We start from the raw sequence: 21,107 nt of genomic DNA on the forward strand, positions 1-21,107 counted from the left end.
TACGTCGTTGCATCCAGAGGGGTGGCCTACATGCGTAACCGTTTGATCATGTCGCGGCAAGCCCTGATGCTGGCAGTTGTCTTGGCTCACGGTATCCCAGCAAACGCCATGACCTTCAAGACCGTCGATGACACTCTGTTTCTGGAAGGGGAAATCATCGACACTGACTACGTCAAATTCAACGCTGCCTTTAGCAAGCAGATTCACAAAGTCACCTTGCTGAACTCGCCGGGTGGCGACTTATGGACCGGCATGGCGCTTGGGCGTGCCATCAAGAGTCGTGGCGATGTAGATACTATTGTGGCCGGACAATGTCTCTCTGCCTGCGCCACCATATTCATGGGGGGCAAGAACCGTTATTTTTTCCCCGGCTTGCCACTGGGAGCAGAAGCCATCGGCATCCACTTCCCGTATGAGCAAACCTTTGGCGATGCCATCCCGCGTGTCACCGCCATGTCCAACCTCTGGTTCAAAACCCAGTCGCAAGACAAACTCCAACCCTTGCTGGACCACTATCACGCCGACCTGCTCACCCACGGTGGCGGCCTGTTCATCTTTCCCCAGCCCTTGCCTCCGTTCAATGCCCCGGTCCTGCACTGCAAGGATGACCTGACAGTAGAAACCTGCCAGCCAGTCGAGAACGCAACGGCGCTGAGTATTGGTGTCGTTACGACCGAGCCACCCGCACAGTAAAAGAAAATACGGTACAAACAAACAAGGACGCATAAAGCGTCCTTGTCATGTATTGCATGGAGAATCCATCGTCCTTACTTTGGCATGAACGATCGCAAATGCCGGGTGACGGCAATCCACGCTCCTGTCCAGGACAACAACAGCACCAGCACCAGCAACACAAGCCCGTCCAGCAAGGGCAGACCGGTCAGGGCCAGGTCGGTACCGTACAGCTTGGCCAGCTTTGTCACCGGGCCATGCAACTGTGAAATCGCCAGCGTGACCAGCCCCCAGGCAACCGCGCCGCCCAGCAGGCCTTGCAAGGCTGCAAAATACAGGAATGGCCGACGAATGAACCGGTTCGTGGCACCAATCAGCTGGCTGACTTCGATTTCATCCTTGCGCAGCAGAATCTGCAGCCGCACGGTATTGGCCATGATCACCAGCAACCCGACGCCCAACAACCCACCCAACCAGATCACGATGGTACGGCCAAGGCGAGCAAACGCATACAGGCGCTCAACCCAGGCCGCATCATGAATCACCTCTTCGACTTCTGGTCTGGCTTCCAGCTGTGCCAGGTATTGCGCCGGAGCAGCCATATCATCAAATTTCAGTACGATGGCGTCCGGTAGCGGATTATCCGGCAAGGCTTCACCCAGCTCGCCCAACTGACCGCGCTTGATCAGGTCCTGAAAAGCTGCATCACGGTCTACCGGTTCTACCGTCACACCCGGCAACTTTTTCAATCCCTCGATCAGCGGCTGCGCGGCTTTGAGACGCACATCCTGCTTGAGCATCAGGGTCAGCTGCGGTGTCACCGGCATGTTGGCCACCACTTTTTCGCCATTACTGATCAAGACCCACAACAGGGCAGGAATGGCCAACGCCACCCCGATCACCAGCAACGTCATGACCAGCGCCACGGGCTGGCGCATCAATGCACGCACACTGGCCCCTAGTGCCATTTTATGAGCCCACCACCATGCTTTCATGCGACCAGCCTCCCTTTGTCCAGATGCAGACGCCGCTCGCTGTAGCGGGAGAGGATGCCCTCATCGTGCGTTGAAATCACCACGGTGGTACCCACCTGATGAAATGCCTTGAACAGTTGCATGATTTCTTCTGCGTATTCGGCATCCAGATTACCGGTCGGTTCGTCGGCCAGCAGAATACCGGGGCGATTAACCACCGCACGGGCAATGCACAGGCGCTGCTGCTCCCCGCCAGACAGGGTAATCGGCAACGCCTTTTCACGGCTCAGCAACCCGACCTTGTCCAGTGCTGCACGCACCCGCTTGGCGGCCTCGGAAGGCGGATAGCCGATAATCGATAACGGCAGCATCACGTTGTCAAAAATGCTGCGGTCAAACAGCAGTTTATGGTCCTGGAAAATCAAGCCCAGATTACGGCGCAAGAACGGAATCGCCACCGGCTTTAACGTCGCCAGGTTCTGGCCAGCCACCACCACACTACCCGAGGTTGGCCGTTCGATCGCGGCCATCAGCTTCAGCACGGTACTTTTACCTGCACCGGAATGGCCGGTCAGGAACACCATTTCACCCGCAGCAATTTCCATACTGACGTTTTGCAACGCCTGATGGCCATCCGGGTAACGCTTGTTGACCTGGCTCAGTTTAATCAATGACATGCATTCACCTTACTTGCACCGTCTTTTTATCATGTAAGAATGGGACAACACCGGCATGCAACTGGCCGGTTTACTCTTCATCAAAGAGCGCATCCACAAAATCGCTCGCCACAAATGGGCGTAAATCATCCAGCGTCTCGCCCACCCCGATAAACCGCAGTGGTACCGGGCGAATCTTGGCGATTGCCGCAATCACGCCGCCCTTGGCCGTACCATCCAGCTTGGTCAGGATCAGGCCACTCAGCCCCAGCGCGTCATCAAATGCCTTGACCTGCTGTACCGCGTTCTGCCCGGTATTGGCATCCAGTACCAGCAGGATCTCATGCGGCGCAGAAGGATCAGCCTTGGTCACCACCCGTTTGACCTTCTTGATCTCTTCCATCAGGTTCAGCTGGGTTGGCAAACGGCCAGCGGTGTCGACCAGGACGACATCAATGCCGCGCGCCTTGGCTGCATGAATGGCGTCAAATGCCACGGCAGCCGGGTCTCCACCCTCTTGGGCAATCACGGTCACATTGTTACGTTCCCCCCAGGCGGCCAGCTGCTCGCGGGCAGCGGCACGGAAGGTATCCCCGGCCGCCAGCAAGACTGATTTACCCTGGCTCTGGAAATAGTGGGTCAGCTTGCCGATGCTGGTGGTTTTACCTGCACCGTTGACCCCGACCATCATGATCACGAACGGATGATGGGTTGTGACGTCCAGAGGCTGCTCCAGCGGCTTGATCAGCCCGTTCAGCGCATCCTTCAGCTCTGCCTTCAACGCATACGGGTCTTTCAGGTCACGAAGCGTGACATTATCCCGCACGGTTTTCAGCAGGCTTTGTGTCGCATCCACACCCATGTCGGCTGTCAGCAGCACGGTTTCCAGCTCTTCGTAGAGCGCTTCGTCAATCTGCCCGCCGCCAAACAGGCCAGCCAGCTGCTTGGTAAATTGCTGACGGGTCTTGGACAGGCCCTGTTTTAAGCGGGCAGCCCAGCCCAGCCTGGGTGTTTCCGGCTCGGCAACGGGTGTAACAACCGCTGGTTCTGGCTGGCTGGCTAGTGGTGTATCGGCAGCAACGCCCGCATCAGGCGTTTTGTTTTTGTCTTTTTTAAAAAAACTGAACATCCGGTGTTCCTATCACACCCATCAATTCACCGGGTAGGTTATAATGGTGTGTTTATTAAAGTAATTTTAAGTGGTTGCTGTAAATCAGGTCGCATTCAACCTACGGGATTTTGCGACGGTTTTGTCAGTCGCTATTGTACGGAGCGATTGACTACTCCGCCACCATAAGCCTGCTATTTTCATGCTAGAAGTTGTATTCATCCATCATGTTGCGTAACCAGATCCGGATTATTGGCGGCCGTTGGCGCCGTCAGTTGCTTTCTTTTCCGGATGGGGACGGACTGCGGCCCACCAGCGACCGGGTGCGTGAAACCCTGTTTAACTGGCTGGGGCAGGACTTGCACGGCCAGCATTGCCTGGACCTGTTTGGCGGCAGCGGTGCATTATCCTTTGAAGCAGCCTCCCGGTTTGCCGAGCGTGTACTGACCTTTGAGCTCAATCAACACGCCTACCGCCAGTTGCAGGATAATCGCAAAAAACTGGATGCCCGCATGATTGAGGTACGTCAAGGCGATGCCTTGCGACAACTGTCAGGCTTGCAAGAACGGTTCGATGTCATTTTTGCAGACCCGCCCTTTGCAGCCAACCTGCTGCCGCAGGTACTGGCTGGCGCAGCCCGGGTGCTGAAACCACATGGTTATCTGTATATAGAATCTGCCGCTTTGCCGGAGATTTCCGCACCATGGGAAATCCACCGGCAGGGCAAGGCCGGACAAGTGCATTACGCATTGCTGCAACTTGTCCACGAAACAGCGGTCTGAACCGGACAGGCCAATCGATACAATCTCCGGACCTTAGTTGAGGAACTTACGATGTCTTTAATGATTACCGACGAATGCATTAACTGTGACGTTTGCGAGCCAGAATGTCCAAATGATGCCATTTCTCAGGGCGCAGAAATTTATGAAATCGACCCGAGCAAATGTACCGAATGTGTTGGCCACTACGACGAGCCACAATGCCAGCAAGTGTGTCCGGTAGACTGCATTCCGCATGACCCTAGTCATCAGGAAAGCCAGGACGAACTGCACGCAAAATACATCAAGATGCACGGCAGCAAATAAAATTTAGCAGGCAGTACCCGGCCAGATACCCTCTGGCCACCCTCCCTTGTCTAGCTGCACCACTTGATGGCACCGTCAAAAGTTTTGGTCACGAACGGAACTATAAACAGACTTAGCACTCTGACGTGAAGAGTGCTAAACTTGTTACTGATTAAGTAATAATTCCTTCTGACAATTGATGTAATGGAGGCTTACCTGATGACCGTTAACGCTACGCTCCCCGTTGCGCTGCATGCCGGCAACCTGGAAAGCTATATTCATAGCGTGAATCAGATGCCCATGCTGACCCAGGAAGAAGAAACTTCCCTGGCGGAAAAACTGCAGGCACACAATGATGTTGAAGCTGCGCGCCAGCTTGTGTTGTCACATCTGCGCGTTGTGGTATCCATTGCACGCAGCTATTCCGGCTACGGCTTGCAACAGGCTGACCTGATCCAGGAAGGCAATATCGGCCTAATGAAGGCTGTCAAACGCTTCGACCCGACTCGTGGCGTGCGTTTATTCTCGTTTGCCGTCCACTGGATCAAAGCTGAAATCCACGAATTCATCCTGAAAAACTGGCGTCTGGTGCGGGTGGCTACCACCAAGTCCCAGCGCAAGCTGTTTTTCAACCTGCGTAGCATGAAAACCGGTTTCGCCTCTTTGACTTACAAAGAAGCCCAGGACATTGCGGACCAACTGGGCGTCAAAGCGGAAGAAGTGCTGGAAATGGAAACCCGTTTGAGTGGTCAGGATATTTCGATTGAACCGCTGGAGTCGGATGAAGACGACTTTGTGGCGCCCATCGCCTATCTGGCAGACCATGATAACGAGCCAACCCGTCAGATCGAAAACCGCGCAGTGGCACACCTGCATGGCGAAGGCCTGCTAAATGCCCTGGACAAACTGGACCCGCGCAGCCGTCACATTGTCGAATCTCGCTGGTTGGGTGATGAAGGCGGCGCTACGCTGCATGAGCTGGCCGCCGAGTATGGTGTCTCTGCTGAGCGCATTCGCCAGATTGAAGTAAAAGCCTTGCAGAAAATGAAGCAGGAGCTGGTTGCACTCGCTGTGTAATCCTGCAGCCATTACGCTGCATCAAGACAAAAAGCCTGCTTTCGCAGGCTTTTTGTTATTTTGGGGTTTGCGCGAGTAACAACGCCTCCGCCACTCAGGCATCCAGCAGCAATTTCAAGTCATGCACCCAGTTGTCTACGCCAAAACCCAGTGGTACATATAGCCTGACTTTGCCCGTGGCATCCAGCACATAGCAGCCCGCGCTATGATCTACAGAGTACCCTTCCTGCCCCGCCTCCTGATGTTTGTCAGACACAAACTTGTAGCGCTTCTTGAAATCTTCAAACGCGGTGCCGGTAGCCCTTAGGGCCAAAAAGTCCGGATTAAACAGATGCACGTAGTCTTTCAGCACTTTTGTGGTATCTCGTTCCGGGTCTGCGCTCACAAACAGCACTTGTACCTTTTTGAAATCTGGCCCCATTTTCTTGGCCACTTGCGACAGCTCCCCCAGCGTGGTGGGGCAGACATCCGGGCAATGGGTGTACCCAAAGAACACAATCACGACTTTGCCCTGAAAGTCTTTCAGCGACCTTGGCTGGTCATTCATGTCCGTCAGACGGAAATCCCCGCCGATATCGCCCCCCGTGACATCCGAGGCCGTGAAATCCAGCTTTTTCGAACACGCCATCAGCAGTCCGCAGATCAGCAGCAGCACACCACCCAGATACCATCGCTTCATTCCTGTTTTCCTTTTTACCTTGGCAGGTTTTGATTTGTCCAACCATGCAACGGACAACATCCGGAGCGCACAGCCATCATTGACGTTATCCTGCACGGGTTTCCGCCCAAAGTATAGTGATTCAGCATGAGATGCCGGTGCGACATGTTGACGCAGGCAGACTGGCGGGAGGAGATTTGTCGCAGCAGGAAGTCGCGACACTCGGCAAGGACAGGGGTTATTGAATGGCTTCAAGCCACTTTGGCAGCATATCGACACACCACTGCGCCAGTTGCAAGGCGAACGCAGGTGTGTCATTGGCGGGAATGCCGGTTTGCTGTTGCAGGAAATACTCGGAAAGCCCTAACAATTGCTGCAATAAATGACGATCCTGACGGAACATCATGGCAATCCGCTCGGGTGTAGGTGCCTGATAATCGCCCATCCAGGCCTGCCACTGTACCAGCGTACGATAGCGGCACAGCTCTAGTACCGCATGCAAGAAATGGCCGCTACCGGCCGGACCGGCAAACCACAAGGGCAACACACCCTCAAAGAATGGCTGAATGGCTGCCACAAAACGCTGGTACACCACCGCATCCCCCGACAACACCCACGGCATGCCTGCAGTAAAGGCATCTGGCGGACACTGGTCCAGGTAAGCGATATGGCGCTCATGAAAGTGCCTGCCATCGGTGAGTACGTCGTCCAGCCACAAGGCCCGGGCATCAATCACCAGCAGGTCTTTGGCACCTGTCAGCATCTCTGGCTGTAGCCAGTGCTCGTCCCCCACCCTCACCAGCACTCCTGGTCCGCCACCAAGCCACGTTTCCAACTGTGCGGGTGTAATGCAGTCTGCTACTGGCAAAGCTGCTGGCACGGCCGTCATCCACCATTGCCGGGGCAAACCAGAGAAAGTATGAGCAATCCGCACCAGACACTCCACCAGAAGTTATAGCAGAAACTATAACAGACCCTCTGTAGCCCATGTCAGCTTTTTTGCACTGCAATAAACCAGATAATCACCCCTGCCTGGCATGTTGCAGGCATGACACAGCTTCTGCACGGGCCCAATCACAAAAGGATTTTACGGCAGGCCGGCACTCTGCATCCGGTAGTCGTAGCAAGTGGTAACAATAGGGGCCGCGCACCCGCTGCGGCAACACTTCGACCAGCCGGCCGGCACGGATGTCATCAATTACCGTTGGTAATGAGGCAATGGCCACGCCTTGCCCTGAAATAGCTGCCTCGATGGTCAGATACGTGTGCGAGAAACGCAAACCGGTGGTTCCTGCAGGTAGCTTGACCCCCAGCGCAGCCAGCCAGCGGAACCAGTCTATCTGCTCTGGAATGCGGTTTTCCGCCTCATCAAACAGCAATGGCAGATGGATCAGGTCTTTGGGGGCATTAATTTTTTTGTTCTTTTTGAGAAAAACCGGGCTGGCGACAACGCAAAATTCTTCGGCCATTAATATGTCTGACATGACGCCGTGATAAGGACCACTCCCCAGACGAATAGCCACATCCGTACCATCACGTAGAAAATCCACTGGCGCTACGGATGCCAGCAGCCTTAATTCAACTTCGGGTTCCTTTTCCCGCCACTGCCCCAGTCGGGGCATGAGCCAGCGGGTCACCAGACTGGGTGTTGCAGACACGGTTACCAGCCGGTCTTCCCCCCGGCGACTTTGCACAGTTTTCGACAGCGTCTCGATTTGCGACAAGTGAGGGCGAATGCTGTCTGCATATCGCTTGCCCGCCGGCGTAAGGACAATGCCCCTGGCTTGCCGTAAAAACAGCGCCACACCCAGCCAGTTTTCCAGCTGCTTGACCTGATGGGCGACAGCGCCTGCGGACAGGAACAGCTCTTGCCCGGCCCGCTGGAAGCTTTCATGCCGTGCTGCCACTTCAAATACCCTGACCGCCGCAATGGGGAGTGCAGACATAACCCTTAGCCCTTAAAATTTTGTGTCTCACGCACAAAAATATCCGTTTGCGCAACACTATGCAAGTCTTTAGAATCCGTTTTGAGTTTGCAAGAACTCGACTCTCTCCTCCAGGGGCCGGCGGTAGCGATACCGCCGTCACCCCTGACTTACACCGCCAGTCGCCCGCCATCACAATAACAAGCGACATGTAGTACCTTCCACTGACTGCCAGACAACGTAGACAAGTAGCAACCGGTTTTGTTGGGATCCATTGACGATCCAGCTTGACCCTGCCGCTATTTTAGCTTGCCATATCATGCGCTTTGTTCATGACAAAACGCTTAACGTGACTACATTGCCGGGTAAACATGCCAGATTCACAACACACGTCCAAACATACTTTTGCCGGAATCATCCTGATTCTGACGTCCGCAGCCTGCTTTGGCAGTATGGCCTTGTTCGCCAAGCTAGCCTACGCGGATGGTGTCAGCCGTTCATCGCTACTGCTGCTGCGCTTTGGCATTGCCGCCCTGATGGTATTGCCGATTGTATTGCTGCAAAAAGGCCGCGTGCCGGAACGCAAACATTTTATCGGCTTTTGCATCATGGGGGGCGTTCTCTATACCCTGCAAGCCCAGTCCTATTTTGGCGCACTACAGTATGCCAGTAGCGGGTTAGTCGCTTTATTGCTGTATACGTTCCCGGTCATGGTCACTTTAATTACAGCTGCACTGGGTTGGGAGAAACTGACCCTCAAACGTGTCATCCCGCTGGGGATAGCCCTGCTGGGCACCCTGCTGACGCTGGATGGCCAGTTAGGCGGCTCGCCGCTGGGCATCATGCTGGGCATGGGGGCGGCCGTTGCTTATTCTGTCTACATTGTCATGGGTAGCCGGCTGAAGGGAGACCCGATGGTCGGGACGCTGATCATCCTGACCACGGCCTTTATGACCAATTCGGTGTTTGCCTTCAGGGAAGGCCTGCACCTGCCCAATACTGCACAGGGCTGGTGGCCGGTACTCGCCATTGCAGCCATCTGCACTGTCCTTGCCGTATCCACATTCTTTATGGGCATGCGCCACGTTGGCCCCAGCCAGGCTTCCATCCTGTCGACCTTTGAACCGGTCGTTACCATCACGCTGGGCGCCCTCTTCCTGAACGAGCATTTCAGCTTGCAACAAGGGGCTGGCGGGGTCATGGTCTTGTTTGCAGTGGTGATGCTGGCCAGAAGCACCCACAAGCCCAAGCCCGGTATTCAGAAAAAATGAATAATTGCGTCGCAACATTGTTATCCGCTAAATCACGAATTGCGGTTAAAATAGCGGTCAAATTAGACTTATCTTCAGCAAAATTCATCTAAAAGGCTGGGTTTATACCGCAATGCGGAACAACACCACCTGAACAGCAGGAAAGGGACTGGCATGGAACGTGAATATATGGATTACGACGTGGTTGTCGTGGGTGGCGGGCCGTCCGGGCTGGCCTCTGCAATCCGTCTGAAACAACTGGCCAACGAAAAAGGCCAGGAACTCTCCGTTGTCGTGCTGGAAAAAGGGTCCGAAATTGGCGCACACATCCTGTCTGGCGCCATCATGGATCCGCGCGCCCTCTCTGAGCTGATCCCTGACTGGAAAGAAAAAGGCGCACCGCTGAATACACCGGTGACCGAAGACCGTTTCTTCTTTCTGACCGAAACCGAAGCGACACGTGCCCCGAACTGGCTACTGCCATCTACCCTGCACAACGATGGTAACTACATCATCAGTCTGGGCAATGTCTGCCGCTGGCTGGCGCAGGAAGCCGAAGCACTGGGCGTGGAGATTTTCCCCGGCTTTACGGCCTCGCAAGTCCTGTTTGACGATGAAGGCACCTGTGTTCGCGGCGTCATTACCGGCGACATGGGCGTGGCCAAAGACGGTAGCCAGAAAGGCGAATACACCCCGGGCATGGAACTGCGCGGCAAGTACACCCTGTTTGCCGAAGGTTGCCGTGGCCACCTTGGGAAGCAGCTGATCAAGCACTTTGGCCTGGACGAAGGCAAAGATGCACAAAGTTACAGTATCGGCATCAAAGAGCTGTGGGACATCGACCCGGCCAAACATCAGGAAGGTCTGGCCATCCACACCGCTGGCTGGCCATTGTCTACCGACACCTATGGCGGCAGCTTCCTGTATCACGCAGAGAACAACCAGGTCTCCATCGGTATGGTAGTAGGTCTGGGGTACAGCAACCCGTACCTGTCTCCATTTGAAGAATTCCAGCGTTACAAGCAGCACCCGGCCATCCGCCAGTATCTGGAAGGGGGGCGTCGGGTGGCTTATGGTGCCCGTGCCATTGTGACGGGTGGCATTCAGGCACTGCCGGAACTGAGCTTCCCGGGGGGAGCACTGGTAGGTGACGATGCCGGCATGCTGAACGTACCGCGCATCAAGGGTAGCCATGCCGCCATCAAGAGCGGCATGCTGGCGGCCGAAGCCGCATTTGAAGCGCTCGTGGCAAAACGCAGCCAGGACAAACTGACCGGCTACACCCAGCGTTTTGAAGACAGCTGGCTGGCCGAAGAATTGCACCGCGCGCGTAACTTCAAGCCGTGGATGAGCAAAGGCGGTCTGTGGTGGGGTACTTTGCTGGCCGGGATCGACCAGAAAGTACTGGGCGGCAATGCGCCATGGACCCTGCACAACCGCAAACCGGACAACGAGAAGCTGAAACTAGCCGCCGAGTGCGAGCGTATCCAGTACCCGAAACCGGATGGCAAGATTTCGTTTGACCGTCTGTCATCGGTATTCTTGTCCAATACCAACCATGAAGAAGACCAGCCTTGCCATCTGACCCTGAAGGATGCAGGGGTACCGATCAAGGTGAATCTGGCCAATTTTGACGCGCCCGAGCAGCGCTACTGCCCGGCCGGTGTGTACGAGATTGTGCAGGAGGCCTCTGGCGAATCCCGCTTGCAGATCAATGCGCAGAACTGCGTGCATTGCAAGACCTGTGACATCAAGGATCCAACCCAGAACATCAACTGGGTGGTGCCTGAAGGTGGTGGCGGTCCTAACTACCCGAACATGTAAGCAAGACGGCCCAATAGGCGCCATAGGCAAACAAAAAGCCGCTCGTTTACCGGGCGGCTTTTTGTTTGTTGCCGCTTTTGGGTATTACGGCGTAAATGAGGACGGGGCCATCTCTGCCATCACGTCATCAAACACTTTCTGCGCATTGATTTTGGCAATGCCCTGGTTAAACAGGTTACGCAGGCGCAGGCCCTGTGGCGTCTTCTGGAAGAAGATATATACGGGCTTTTCATCCAGCACTTCCCCCTGGAACCTCAATAACTTTGCATTGACACCCAGCGAGGCTGAGTGCGACAGATAGTAATTGAACACATACAAGTCGATCAGGGCCAGATCAATCCGGTTGGCGGCAAGTTTGGTCAGATTGTTCTCATCGGAGACGGCCATGTCGATGGAAAAATTCCTGTCACTGGCCCGGCGATCAAATTCAGGCGTATTGACATAGCCCTGCACCAGCCCGACACGAGTTGACGGCAGCAGTCTTGCTGTTGACCAGAAAACCGGTTTGGCGCGTTGTTCGGCAAACCCGACCCGGCTGGCAGCAATTTTCTCGGAGATATACCCACTGAGTGCACGTGACTGAGAGTAATAGGCAGGCATATAGCCGGCATATTTGGGATTGCTTGTCCCGTCCTGTACGGTCCGTTGCCATGGCAGGAAGTCATAGCGGATATCAATGTCCATGGCCTTGAACGCAGCCGTGACTACGGCAGTGGCAGCCCCCTGTCTTGGCAAGGTGGCGCCCATATATGGTGGCCACTCTGTTCCTGCCATCACGACGGTTTCTGCCCTGCCACACATACCCGTCAACAACAGTAATAAGGCCACACAACCACGACGCATTTTTCCCCCAAGCAAGATTCAAAAGGCATGTCTAAATAATATTAATTCATATTCAGCATATGAGAGCCCGCTGCATGGGTCAAGTGTAAGTTAGAAATTAATGCGCACACCAGCCTGCATGTCAGAACAAAATGTCTGTTGACAGACCCGTTGACAGAGACGGCACCATGAAGAAAAACCTCACGCATCGGTGAGGTTTTTCTTGGTTACGACAAGTTACATCGGCTACTGCTTGCAGAAGATTATCGCCCCTCATACCCCAGCAAAACATTCACGGCATTGATGCCGATGTCTTCTACCGCATAGCCACCTTCCATAACAAACAGGGTCGGGCAGCCAATATCCTTGATGTATTGCCCCATTTTCAGGTAATCATCGTTTTCCAGCTTGAACTGGCTGATCGGGTCATCCTTGAAGGTGTCTACCCCCAGAGAGATCAGTAACACATCCGGTGCATAGACTTTCAGCTTGCGGACAGAGTCAGCCAGCGCAGCTTCATAGACTTTCCAGTCTGACCCGTGCGGCAGCGGATAATTGTGGTTAAAGCCAAAGCCAGGGCCGGCACCGTATTCATCGGCAAAACCCAGGAAGTGCGGGTATTCCACCAGCGGGTCTCCATGAATCGACACAAACATCACGTCCGAACGGTCATAGAAAATGCTCTGGGTCCCATTGCCATGGTGATAGTCGACATCCAGGATGGCGACTTTTTTGGCGCCACGGTCCAGAAAACCCTGGGCGGCAATGGCCACATTGTTCAGGTAGCAATAGCCCCCCATATAGTCGGCAGCGGCATGGTGGCCTGGCGGACGGCACAGGGCAAACGCGCTCTGCTCGCCGTTTACCATGGCTTGCATGGCCGTCAGAGCCACGTTGGCACTCTGGCGAATGGCTTCCCATGTACCGGCGGTAATCGGTACGCCAGCGTCCATGGCAAAATACCCCAGCTGGCCATCAATATCAGTCGGGATGCGGTCTGTACGCAAACCGCGGACCGGCCATACCAGTGGCAGGGCATCATGGGTACGCCCCAGCGCGCTCCATTGTGCCCAGGCGGTTTCCAGAAACTGGACGTACGCTGCAGAGTGCACGCGCAGCAATGGCGACTTGCCAAATTCGTCCGGGCCGCGCACATCACCGAGACCTACCTTTTTTACCCGTTCCAATACCATGTCGGCGCGGCTTGGCATCTCGAAGCAGGGCTGCAGTTTTCCGTCCATCAATTCAGCCTGCCCGTGATGCAGGCGATGGGTATCACTATATATGCTGAGCATAGGTTCTCCAGTCGTCTTGGGTAACATGGTTACCGGTAAAAATGCGTAGCCCTCCCCGTCACCCCCTGACCTGCAGGGGGCTAGTCGGTTTCAGTCACGACGGGGATAGGGGGAAATTACTTCTTCAGCTTGGTCCAGACCTTGTCACGCAAGGCCAGGGCTTTGGGTGAACAGACCTTGTTAGGTACAAACCGGCTCTTGAAGGCTGCTGGGGTATTCACGGCCGGATCACTGCGCAGTGATTCATCCATGAACTTGTCAGAGCCTTTAATGGCGTTGTTATAGCCGGTAAAATTAGATGCAATGGCAATGTTTTCTGGTGCCATCATCCAGTTGATGAATTTCAGTGCGTTGTCTTTGTTCTTTGCCCCTTTCGGAATGGCAAAGTTATCGTTCCAGAACGGCATGCCTTCTTTCGGATAGACAAACACGGCCGTTTTCAGTTTCTCTTTGGTGCGGTGGGCGGCGCCGTTCCACTGGTGATGCATGATGACCTCTTTGGCCTGCATCCGTTCGATGGTGCCGTCAGAGTTGTACATGGCCAGCATCGGCTTTTGTTTCATCAGGGTGTCCAGAATTTTCTGGGCTTGCTTAGGGTCTTCGGTGCACTGATCGATCTTCAGGTACAGCGAGGCGGCCACAAACATGTCGTTCATGTCGTTAAGCGCTACAACCTGCCCTTTCAGCTCTGCTGGCGGTTCAAAGAACGACTTCCAGCTGTCTGGCAATTTGCCGCCCGGTACGCGGGCAGAGTCATAGGTAAAGCCGGTCACGCCCCACATGTATGGTGCAGAGTAAGAACGGGTCGGGTCGAAGAACGGTTTGTTTAGCGGTGCGGTGACATTCTTGAAGTTGGGCAGCTTGTTGATTTCCACCTTGTCCAGCAGCCCCTCGGCCACCATGATCTTGACCATGTAATCCGATGGCACGATCACGTCGTAACCGGTTGCGCCGGCTTTGAGCTTAGCCAACAGCGATTCATTGCTGTCGTAGACGTCCAGGTTAACCTTCACGCCGGTGTCTTTCTCGAATTTTTTCAAGAGATCCAGCGGAATGTAATCCGACCAGTTATACAGGTTCAGCTCACCACCAGCGTGTACCACGCCAGAAAATGCGAATGCAGTCATCAGGGCTATTGCACGACGTTTCATCTTTGACTCTCCTCATCAAGTACGCAAGAAATGACTACTTGTTAACAGCAAAACACGTTCTCACTGCACAACCGAAAAACCTACTGCTTGACCCGGCCTACCAGCCAGGACAGGATCACGAACAGGATGGACACCAGCAACATCATGGCTGAAATGGCATTGACCTCCGGGGTAATGCCCATGCGGATCATGCCGAAGATATACACCGGCAGGGTCGTCGCCCCTGCGCCCGCCACAAAGAAGGTGATCACAAAATCATCCAACGAAATGATGAACGCCAGCATCGCACCGGAGACCACACCCGGCATCAGCAAAGGCAAGGTAATGCGCCAGAAGGTGGCCCAAGGGGTGGCGTACAGGTCGGACGCGGCTTCTTTATAGCGCGGGTCCATGCCTTCCAGGCGGGCACGGATCGGCATGTAGGCAAACGGGATGCAGAACACCACGTGCGCCACCAGCACCGACAACAGACCAAGCTCCATGCCGATGGCCAGAAAGAACAACAGCGAAGCCACCGCAGTGACGATTTCCGGTGCCAGCAGCGGCAAACCCAGCATGGCATTGATGACCGACTGGCCACGGAATGTCGGTCCGGACATCGCCAGCGCCGCCAGCGTGGCAAACACGGTGGAGACCACGGTAGCGCAAGAGGCGATGATCAGCGAGTTTTTGGCGGCCCGCATGATATTGGGGTTATCCAGCACCACGCTGTACCATTGCAGGGAAAACCCGCTCCAGATGGTGGCCACCTTGTTGGCGTTGAACGACAGCACGATCAGGATCAGGATCGGCAGGTACAGGTACACCATGGCGAACCATGCGGTACCCGCCACGCCGCGGAAGCGCCATAAAGGATTCACGGAAGTTGTCATTTGTCTGCTCCCGGTGCACGTTTAAACCGCAGGTTATAGGCAATCATGGTGACCATCACCACCGTCAGCAGCGCGAACGATAGTGCCGCCCCAAACGGCCAGTTGCGGGAGGCTCCGAACTGGTTCTGGATCAGGTTGCCGATCATCAGGCTTTTGCCGCCCCCCAATAGCTCCGGAATGAAGTACGACCCCAGTGCCGGAATCAGCACCAGCATGCAGCCAGCCACAATGCCTGGCATGGCCAGCGGCAGGATCACCCGGCGGAACGCCATCCAGCGGTTGGCTCCCAGATCAAACGCTGCTTCGACCAGTTTCCAGTCCATTTTTTCCAGACTGGTGTAAATGGGCAAAATCATGAACGGCAGGAAAGAGTACACCAGCCCGATGGCCACCGCTGTCGGGGTATACAGGATGTTGAGCTCTTCCTTGACGAGCCCGATAGACGACAGGAACTGTTCTGCCAGCCCGCCGTTTCTTAGCAACAACATCCAGGCAAAGGTCCGTACCAGCAGGTTGGTCCAGAACGGGATGGAAATCAGCAGAATCCAGCGGTTGCGCGCTTTTTCATCTTTTAGCGCAATATACAGCGCGGTCGGGAAACCGATCAGCAAGGTCGCCAGCGTGGCGCCGCCTGCCAGCAGAAAAGACCGCAGGAAAATCCCCACATAATCGGTGTTGAGTACCAACTGGTCATCCAGATCCCATTCATACAGGAACTGGATATAACTCTTGGCCGAATAATGCCCCCATTGCACGCCACCATAGGTGCCGGGCTCCAGAAACGACATCCAGGCCATCAGCCCCATCGGCAACACCATGAACACAAACAGGGTGATGACGGTAGGTGCTAGCAGGCCGGTACGACGTACAGACGCTGATAGCATGATCAATCCTCCAGCACGCGAATGGAATCGGCCAGTACACCGACCTTGACGCTGTTGCCGATCTGATAGGCTGCTTGCGCGCCGTAATCGTTCTGCAAACGTACATGCATGCCGGGCTGGTCTTGCAGCGAGATGTGATAGATGGTGTCCGTCCCCATATAGACGACGTTTTCGACCACGCCAGGCAAACCATCCTCTGAAAAACACAGGCGTTCGGGCCGCAGGGCCAGGGTCACTTTGCTGCCGAGGCCAAGCTTGCTGACCGGATAAGGCAGCGTGCCCAGTTTGCCCAGGTCAAACCCATCGGTAACCACCACGGCATTCAGGAAGTTGGTTTCGCCAATAAAGTCGGCCACAAAGCGGTTGACCGGACGATCGTAGATATCCGCCGGCGCGCCGACCTGCTGCACCACCCCGCCCGACATGACCGCAATCCGGTCAGACATGGTCAGTGCTTCTTCCTGGTCGTGGGTCACAAAAATGAAGGTAATACCGGTTTCGCGTTGCAGGCGCTTGAGCTCGACCTGCATTTCTTTGCGCAGTTTCAGATCCAGCGCAGAAAGGGACTCATCCAGCAGCAAGACCTTGGGGCGGTTGGCCAGCGCACGGGCCAGTGCCACACGCTGTTGTTGCCCGCCAGACAACTGATGCGGACGGCGATTGGCAAAACCTTTCAGCTTGACCAGCGCCAGCATCTCTTCCACGGTGGCGTCGATTTCGTTTTGCGGTTTCTTCTGCATTTCCAGACCAAAAGCGATATTTTTGGCCACAGTCAGATGCGGGAATAAAGCATAGCTCTGGAAAACGGTATTGATGGGGCGCTGGAAAGGCAAGGTGCCTTCCAGACGCTGACCGTAAAGCTGCAGGTGGCCGCTGGTGGGTTGCTCGAAACCGGCAATCAGCCGCAGCAAGGTGGTTTTTCCACAGCCAGATGGCCCCAGAAGGGTAAAAAACTCGTTTTCCAGGATATCCAGAGACACCGAGTCCAGGGCAGTGACCTGCTCTGCCCCTTGCCCAAAGCACATGGATACCTGATCGATATGAATGGCGACTTGCCGCTGCTGCATCTTGCTCTCTCCCTGCGTGATGTGATTACGGCGGTACAGACGCATTCTGACAGCAGACCTACCTGATGCAATAAGAGTGTAAACGGCCACGAAGGGGATAATTACGGCCAATGTGATTGACAATGACGAAAAGCAGTCGGTGTTTCGCAAGCGAAATATTTTCTACCCGGCTAAACGTAGTTTCGCCAGTCGCTGGGGACTTTGCCGGACCAGCGCAAAAAGGCATGCCGGAAACTGGCCGTTTCGCTATACCCCAAGCGTTCGGCAATTTCAGCAATGGTCAGTTTGGTGTGACGCAGGTAATCCTGGGCCAGTTCATAGCGAACGCGATCCAGCAGCGCCTGGTAGGACGTATTGGCATCGGCCAGTCGCCGGCGCAAGGTTCGTTCGGACATGTGCAGCGCATCCGCCAGCATGTTGAGCGCACTGTACCGGCGCGGCTCTGCGTGTAATAACCGCAAGGCCTTGGCCACCACGCTATGCCCGCTGGCGGTTTCCCATTCGCTGGCCAGTTGCGCACACTGCCGTCTGGCCATCAGGTAACTTACCGGTTCTGCCAGCGGCAGCGCCCGCTCCAGCCAGGCAGTCGGGAAGACCAGCGCATGATGATCGGCATCAAAAGTGCCTTCCACACCGAATACCTCCAGATAGCGAGCCGCATGCACAGGCCGTCCATGCGCCACGCGCACTTCTACCGGAGACACCGGCGCAGCCATCACGTCGCGGACAATTGCCCATAGCGATGACAGGCACATCTCGGAATTCACGGTGTACAAATCCGGCCGATAACCATAGTTTCTGGCGGTCAGCGCGGTCAGCTCGCCTTCGTTTTCTAGCGCTACCTTGAAGTAGCTACCCAACAGCAACGGGAAATCCAGCGCACACCGCAAGGCCTCCCCCAGTGTCGGGCTGACCAGCATGGAATACCCCAACATGCCGTAGCTGGAAATATGCATGTCGGAACCGATATCCAGCCCGATGGCAGAATCGCCGCTCAGTTGGTAGGCGTTGGCAAACACGATCAGCTCTTGTGCATGCGTGATCATCACCGACGGCTGTTTCAGGTCGTCCTCTGCAATGCCGCTGCCGTGCAGCAGATCGGCCACCTGCAAGCCGCGCTTGAGCATCATGGAGACAGTCAGCGCGACCGTATGCAGATTGGCCGGCATTTGCGCCGCATTCGTGTTTTCAATCCCTTGGGGCACGGTATGGTTCCGGTGTCATGATGCACTGAAGATACCGGACAACACTGTATTGCGACAAGCAACTCATGTGTCCCTACCCTCAACCGGTGAACGCGCGTAAAATACAGGGCAATTGTTCATTGAGGTACGCATGGTGTCTTCTGCACTGCAAAAACTGGTCATGGCCAGCAATAACAAAGGGAAACTTGCCGAGTTCTCTGCCCTGCTGTCGCCGCTGGATATCGAGGTGATTCCCCAAGGCGCACTGAATGTGCCTGAAGCAGAAGAACCCCATGTTACGTTCCTGGAGAACGCGCTGGCCAAGGCACGCCATGCCAGCCGGATCACCGGACTGCCCGCCCTGGCGGATGATTCCGGCATCTGTGTCCCGGTGCTGGGCAATGCGCCAGGCGTGCTGTCTGCCCGTTATGCAGGGGAACCCAAGTCTGACGAACGCAACAACCAGAAGCTGGTTGCCGACCTGGTCAACCAAACCGACCGGCGGGCATTTTACTATTGCGTGCTGGTTCTGGTACTGCATGCAGATGACCCGCGCCCGATCGTGGCCGAAGGCATGTGGCATGGCGTGGTGCAACAGCATCCGGCAGGTGACGGCGGCTTTGGCTACGACCCGTACTTCTGGCTGCCAGAACATGGCTGCACCGCCGCCGAAATGCGCAAGGAAGACAAGAACGCCATCTCTCACCGGGGACAAGCCATCCAGTCCCTGTTGATCAAACTGAAAGAAAGCGGGCTGGTCGCATGAGTTTTAATCCACCCATCTGGTGCAAATCTGACGGCAGCCCCGTCTCTTGTGTCGAAAAAATCAAGGTACTGAACGAGAACATCGAAGAACTGCGCCAGATGGCGCAAGACGCGCTGGAAGATGCCGTGCTGCTGGAGTGTACAGAAGCCCAGATCCGTCAGGCATTGCACGACATGATCGACAGCCTGGTGAACCCGTACAAGGAAGCCGGCAAGTGACCCAGACCGTCGCCATGCCCATCGGCACGCGCAACTGGCAAATGACCAGCCTGCCGCCGCTGTCGCTGTACGTGCATATTCCGTGGTGTCTGAAGAAGTGCCCATACTGCGACTTCAACTCGCACGAGAAAAAGGGCGAACTCCCCGAAGCCGAGTATATCGACGCCCTGATTCTGGATCTGGAATCTGCGCTGCCGCTGATCTGGGGCCGCCGGGTGGTATCGGTATTTTTTGGCGGGGGCACTCCCAGCCTGCTATCCGCCCAAGGGCTGGACCGGCTGCTGGAGGCCTTCCGTGCACGGCTGCGCCTGCATTCCGATGCAGAAATCACGCTGGAAGCCAACCCCGGTACGTTCGAGATCCAAAAATTCAAGGATTACCGCAGCGCCGGCATCACCCGCCTGTCGATCGGCATCCAGAGTTTCAACGAGCGTCACCTGAAGGCGCTGGGCCGCGTGCATGATGCCAATGAAGCCAGACGCGCTGCCGAGATTGCCGCTACCACTTTTGATACCTTTAACCTGGACCTGATGTACGGCTTGCCACAGCAGACACTGGAAGAGGCCCTGACGGACGTCGAGACCTCGCTAGCCTTCGGGCCCAAGCATTTGTCCTGCTACCACCTGACCCTGGAACCCAACACGCTGTTTCATCGCTATCCGCCTGATTTGCCGGATGACGACCTCTCTGCCGACATGCAGGAACAGATCGAACAGCGACTGGAAAGCGCTAGCTTTCTGCATTATGAAACCTCCGCATTTGCCCAGCCCGGCCACCACTGCCAGCACAACCTCAACTACTGGGGATTTGGCGACTATCTGGGCATTGGCGCGGGCGCCCATGGCAAGCTGTCTTTCCACGACCGGATCATCCGGCAAATGCGCTACAAACAGCCCGCCAGCTACTTAAGCCATACCGCTGCCGGTACGCAGGTACAGGAAGAACACCAGATCGACCTTAAGGAACTGCCCTTCGAGTTCATGATGAATGCGCTGCGGCTGACCGGCGGGTTTCCGGTCGAGCTGTTTACCCAGCACACCGGCTTGCCGATTTCCCGGGTCGAAAAAACACTTCAACTTGCCGAATCTGAGGGTTTGATCACCCGGAATCATGAGATCATTGCACCAAGTCCGAAAGGACAGCGGTTTTTAAACACTTTATTGCAACAGTTTCTGCCTGCCTGATGCCGGTGCGCATCAACCCAGTGCAGAACCAACCCCCAACCGGAGTAAACCATGGCAAAAACCATCATCCATACCGACAACGCCCCTAAAGCCATTGGCGCGTATTCCCAAGCCGTCAAAGCCGGCGACACCGTTTACCTGTCTGGCCAGATTCCATTGGACCCTGCCACCATGGAAATCGTTGAAGGTATCGACGCACAGATCCATCAGATGTTCAAAAACCTGGCAGCTGTTGCAGAAGCCGCTGGCGGCTCGCTGGCTGACCTGGTCAAACTGAACATTTTCATGGTGGACCTGGCCAACTTCGCCAAAGTAAACGAAATCATGGCTCAGTACGTACCACAGCCATTCCCGGCACGTGCAGCCGTTCAGGTGCCTGCATTGCCACGCGGCTCCCTGATCGAAGCAGACGGCGTATTGTTCCTGGGCTAATTTCCAGCCAGCAAGCGCCACAAA

23 protein-coding genes are annotated in these 21,107 nt (G+C 55.5%); 10 read left to right on the top strand and 13 right to left on the bottom strand.

All coding sequences use genetic code 11. The annotated features are described in order from the left end of the window. Positions 1-30 precede the first annotated feature (30 nt). Positions 31-693 carry an ATP-dependent Clp protease proteolytic subunit gene (locus tag F552_RS0113895; RefSeq protein ID WP_018152357.1) on the top strand — a complete coding sequence of 221 codons (663 nt, stop codon included), beginning with the start codon at positions 31-33 and terminating at the stop codon, positions 691-693. A gap of 74 nt (positions 694-767) precedes the next feature. Here the strand turns inward: F552_RS0113895 and ftsX are convergent, their stop codons facing one another. The 3 genes from ftsX to ftsY form a co-directional block, all read right to left on the bottom strand. Further along, entirely contained in the window at positions 768-1,667 is a 900-nt protein-coding gene (gene ftsX / locus F552_RS19435; RefSeq protein WP_018152358.1) for a permease-like cell division protein FtsX, read from the bottom strand. After that, entirely contained in the window at positions 1,664-2,317 is a 654-nt protein-coding gene (gene ftsE / locus F552_RS0113905) for a cell division ATP-binding protein FtsE (protein ID WP_026182731.1), read from the bottom strand. Before ftsE ends, ftsX begins: the two co-directional genes overlap by 4 nt. A 76-nt stretch (positions 2,318-2,393) precedes the next feature. Beyond that, positions 2,394-3,431: a signal recognition particle-docking protein FtsY gene (gene ftsY, locus F552_RS0113910; protein ID WP_018152360.1), complete on the bottom strand. Its 1,038-nt coding sequence runs from the start codon at positions 3,429-3,431 to the stop codon at positions 2,394-2,396. 206 nt (positions 3,432-3,637) lie between these two features. On the opposite strand from ftsY, the gene rsmD reads away from it, so the two are divergent. From rsmD to rpoH, 3 genes are all read left to right on the top strand, one after another. Beyond that, positions 3,638-4,192 (top strand): 16S rRNA (guanine(966)-N(2))-methyltransferase RsmD, encoded by a 555-nt coding sequence (gene rsmD / locus F552_RS0113915; protein WP_018152361.1) that lies wholly within the window; start codon positions 3,638-3,640, stop codon positions 4,190-4,192. Between the two features lie 51 nt (positions 4,193-4,243). Further along, the gene (locus F552_RS0113920) at positions 4,244-4,495 is read left to right on the top strand and encodes a YfhL family 4Fe-4S dicluster ferredoxin (RefSeq protein ID WP_026182733.1); all 252 of its coding nucleotides are present in this window, start codon (positions 4,244-4,246) and stop codon (positions 4,493-4,495) included. A gap of 198 nt (positions 4,496-4,693) precedes the next feature. Continuing rightward, a complete protein-coding gene (rpoH, locus tag F552_RS0113925; protein ID WP_026182734.1) occupies positions 4,694-5,551 on the top strand; it encodes an RNA polymerase sigma factor RpoH in 858 nt (285 codons plus the stop codon). Between the two features lie 94 nt (positions 5,552-5,645). On the opposite strand, the gene F552_RS0113930 is transcribed toward rpoH, so the two are convergent. The 3 genes from F552_RS0113930 to F552_RS0113940 all read right to left on the bottom strand — a co-directional run bounded on the left by F552_RS0113930 (position 5,646) and on the right by F552_RS0113940 (position 8,155). Next, the gene (locus F552_RS0113930) at positions 5,646-6,230 is read right to left on the bottom strand and encodes an SCO family protein (RefSeq protein WP_018152364.1); all 585 of its coding nucleotides are present in this window, start codon (positions 6,228-6,230) and stop codon (positions 5,646-5,648) included. A gap of 217 nt (positions 6,231-6,447) precedes the next feature. Next, positions 6,448-7,143, bottom strand: a complete 696-nt coding sequence (locus F552_RS0113935) for a hypothetical protein (RefSeq protein WP_156802335.1) — start codon at positions 7,141-7,143, stop codon at positions 6,448-6,450. A gap of 88 nt (positions 7,144-7,231) precedes the next feature. Continuing rightward, positions 7,232-8,155: a LysR substrate-binding domain-containing protein gene (locus tag F552_RS0113940; RefSeq protein WP_018152366.1), complete on the bottom strand. Its 924-nt coding sequence runs from the start codon at positions 8,153-8,155 to the stop codon at positions 7,232-7,234. A gap of 350 nt (positions 8,156-8,505) precedes the next feature. Here F552_RS0113940 and F552_RS19440 point away from each other — a divergent pair, with 350 nt between their 5' ends. Continuing rightward, positions 8,506-9,405, top strand: coding sequence for a DMT family transporter (locus F552_RS19440; RefSeq protein WP_018152367.1), 900 nt, complete (start codon positions 8,506-8,508; stop codon positions 9,403-9,405). A gap of 153 nt (positions 9,406-9,558) precedes the next feature. Continuing rightward, complete coding sequence (locus tag F552_RS0113950) at positions 9,559-11,208, top strand: electron transfer flavoprotein-ubiquinone oxidoreductase (RefSeq protein ID WP_018152368.1); 1,650 nt, start codon at positions 9,559-9,561, stop codon at positions 11,206-11,208. Positions 11,209-11,292: 84 nt separating this feature from the next. Here the strand turns inward: F552_RS0113950 and F552_RS20145 are convergent, their stop codons facing one another. The 7 genes from F552_RS20145 to F552_RS0113985 form a co-directional block, all read right to left on the bottom strand. Further along, positions 11,293-12,051 (bottom strand): substrate-binding periplasmic protein, encoded by a 759-nt coding sequence (locus F552_RS20145; RefSeq protein ID WP_083917516.1) that lies wholly within the window; start codon positions 12,049-12,051, stop codon positions 11,293-11,295. A 242-nt stretch (positions 12,052-12,293) separates the two neighbouring features. Further along, positions 12,294-13,325: a histone deacetylase family protein gene (locus tag F552_RS0113960; RefSeq protein ID WP_018152370.1), complete on the bottom strand. Its 1,032-nt coding sequence runs from the start codon at positions 13,323-13,325 to the stop codon at positions 12,294-12,296. Positions 13,326-13,441: 116 nt separating this feature from the next. After that, positions 13,442-14,476, bottom strand: a complete 1,035-nt coding sequence (locus F552_RS0113965; protein WP_018152371.1) for an extracellular solute-binding protein — start codon at positions 14,474-14,476, stop codon at positions 13,442-13,444. 80 nt (positions 14,477-14,556) lie between these two features. After that, positions 14,557-15,348, bottom strand: a complete 792-nt coding sequence (locus F552_RS0113970; RefSeq protein ID WP_018152372.1) for an ABC transporter permease — start codon at positions 15,346-15,348, stop codon at positions 14,557-14,559. Then, positions 15,345-16,232: an ABC transporter permease gene (locus F552_RS0113975; RefSeq protein ID WP_018152373.1), complete on the bottom strand. Its 888-nt coding sequence runs from the start codon at positions 16,230-16,232 to the stop codon at positions 15,345-15,347. Before F552_RS0113975 ends, F552_RS0113970 begins: the two co-directional genes overlap by 4 nt. A 2-nt stretch (positions 16,233-16,234) precedes the next feature. Next, entirely contained in the window at positions 16,235-17,299 is a 1,065-nt protein-coding gene (locus F552_RS0113980; RefSeq protein ID WP_026182739.1) for an ABC transporter ATP-binding protein, read from the bottom strand. Positions 17,300-17,469: 170 nt separating this feature from the next. Further along, positions 17,470-18,504 carry an AraC family transcriptional regulator gene (locus F552_RS0113985; protein ID WP_018152375.1) on the bottom strand — a complete coding sequence of 345 codons (1,035 nt, stop codon included), beginning with the start codon at positions 18,502-18,504 and terminating at the stop codon, positions 17,470-17,472. Between the two features lie 130 nt (positions 18,505-18,634). Here F552_RS0113985 and rdgB point away from each other — a divergent pair, with 130 nt between their 5' ends. Genes rdgB through ridA form a run of 4 tightly spaced genes read left to right on the top strand, consistent with a single transcriptional unit; the run spans position 18,635 to position 21,083 of the window. After that, the gene (gene rdgB / locus F552_RS0113990; RefSeq protein ID WP_018152376.1) at positions 18,635-19,249 is read left to right on the top strand and encodes an RdgB/HAM1 family non-canonical purine NTP pyrophosphatase; all 615 of its coding nucleotides are present in this window, start codon (positions 18,635-18,637) and stop codon (positions 19,247-19,249) included. Then, positions 19,246-19,467: a hypothetical protein gene (locus F552_RS0113995; RefSeq protein WP_018152377.1), complete on the top strand. Its 222-nt coding sequence runs from the start codon at positions 19,246-19,248 to the stop codon at positions 19,465-19,467. Before rdgB ends, F552_RS0113995 begins: the two co-directional genes overlap by 4 nt. Positions 19,468-19,481: 14 nt before the next feature. After that, on the top strand, positions 19,482-20,651 hold the full coding sequence (gene hemW / locus F552_RS0114000) for a radical SAM family heme chaperone HemW (protein WP_026182741.1): 1,170 nt from the start codon (positions 19,482-19,484) through the stop codon (positions 20,649-20,651). Between the two features lie 51 nt (positions 20,652-20,702). Beyond that, on the top strand, positions 20,703-21,083 hold the full coding sequence (ridA, locus tag F552_RS0114005; protein WP_018152379.1) for a deaminase RidA: 381 nt from the start codon (positions 20,703-20,705) through the stop codon (positions 21,081-21,083). The last annotated feature ends 24 nt before the right edge of the window (positions 21,084-21,107 follow it).

Origin of the sequence: Leeia oryzae DSM 17879, assembly GCF_000376945.1 — a bacterium.
GTDB classification, from domain to species: domain Bacteria; phylum Pseudomonadota; class Gammaproteobacteria; order Burkholderiales; family Leeiaceae; genus Leeia; species Leeia oryzae.

Coding starts and splice junctions, on each gene's coding strand:
- F552_RS0113930 (WP_018152364.1), bottom strand. CDS start 6,230: ATGAAGCGATGGTATCTGGGTGGTGTGCTGCTGCTGATCTGCGGACTG.
- rsmD (WP_018152361.1), top strand. CDS start 3,638: ATGTTGCGTAACCAGATCCGGATTATTGGCGGCCGTTGGCGCCGTCAG.
- F552_RS0113940 (WP_018152366.1), bottom strand. CDS start 8,155: ATGTCTGCACTCCCCATTGCGGCGGTCAGGGTATTTGAAGTGGCAGCA.
- F552_RS0113895 (WP_018152357.1), top strand. CDS start 31: ATGCGTAACCGTTTGATCATGTCGCGGCAAGCCCTGATGCTGGCAGTT.
- F552_RS0113980 (WP_026182739.1), bottom strand. CDS start 17,299: ATGCAGCAGCGGCAAGTCGCCATTCATATCGATCAGGTATCCATGTGC.
- ftsX (WP_018152358.1), bottom strand. CDS start 1,667: ATGAAAGCATGGTGGTGGGCTCATAAAATGGCACTAGGGGCCAGTGTG.
- ridA (WP_018152379.1), top strand. CDS start 20,703: ATGGCAAAAACCATCATCCATACCGACAACGCCCCTAAAGCCATTGGC.
- rpoH (WP_026182734.1), top strand. CDS start 4,694: ATGACCGTTAACGCTACGCTCCCCGTTGCGCTGCATGCCGGCAACCTG.
- F552_RS20145 (WP_083917516.1), bottom strand. CDS start 12,051: ATGCGTCGTGGTTGTGTGGCCTTATTACTGTTGTTGACGGGTATGTGT.
- F552_RS0113995 (WP_018152377.1), top strand. CDS start 19,246: ATGAGTTTTAATCCACCCATCTGGTGCAAATCTGACGGCAGCCCCGTC.
- F552_RS0113920 (WP_026182733.1), top strand. CDS start 4,244: ATGTCTTTAATGATTACCGACGAATGCATTAACTGTGACGTTTGCGAG.
- ftsY (WP_018152360.1), bottom strand. CDS start 3,431: ATGTTCAGTTTTTTTAAAAAAGACAAAAACAAAACGCCTGATGCGGGC.
- rdgB (WP_018152376.1), top strand. CDS start 18,635: ATGGTGTCTTCTGCACTGCAAAAACTGGTCATGGCCAGCAATAACAAA.
- F552_RS0113970 (WP_018152372.1), bottom strand. CDS start 15,348: ATGACAACTTCCGTGAATCCTTTATGGCGCTTCCGCGGCGTGGCGGGT.
- F552_RS0113960 (WP_018152370.1), bottom strand. CDS start 13,325: ATGCTCAGCATATATAGTGATACCCATCGCCTGCATCACGGGCAGGCT.
- hemW (WP_026182741.1), top strand. CDS start 19,482: ATGCCCATCGGCACGCGCAACTGGCAAATGACCAGCCTGCCGCCGCTG.
- F552_RS0113975 (WP_018152373.1), bottom strand. CDS start 16,232: ATGCTATCAGCGTCTGTACGTCGTACCGGCCTGCTAGCACCTACCGTC.
- F552_RS0113950 (WP_018152368.1), top strand. CDS start 9,559: ATGGAACGTGAATATATGGATTACGACGTGGTTGTCGTGGGTGGCGGG.
- F552_RS19440 (WP_018152367.1), top strand. CDS start 8,506: ATGCCAGATTCACAACACACGTCCAAACATACTTTTGCCGGAATCATC.
- F552_RS0113965 (WP_018152371.1), bottom strand. CDS start 14,476: ATGAAACGTCGTGCAATAGCCCTGATGACTGCATTCGCATTTTCTGGC.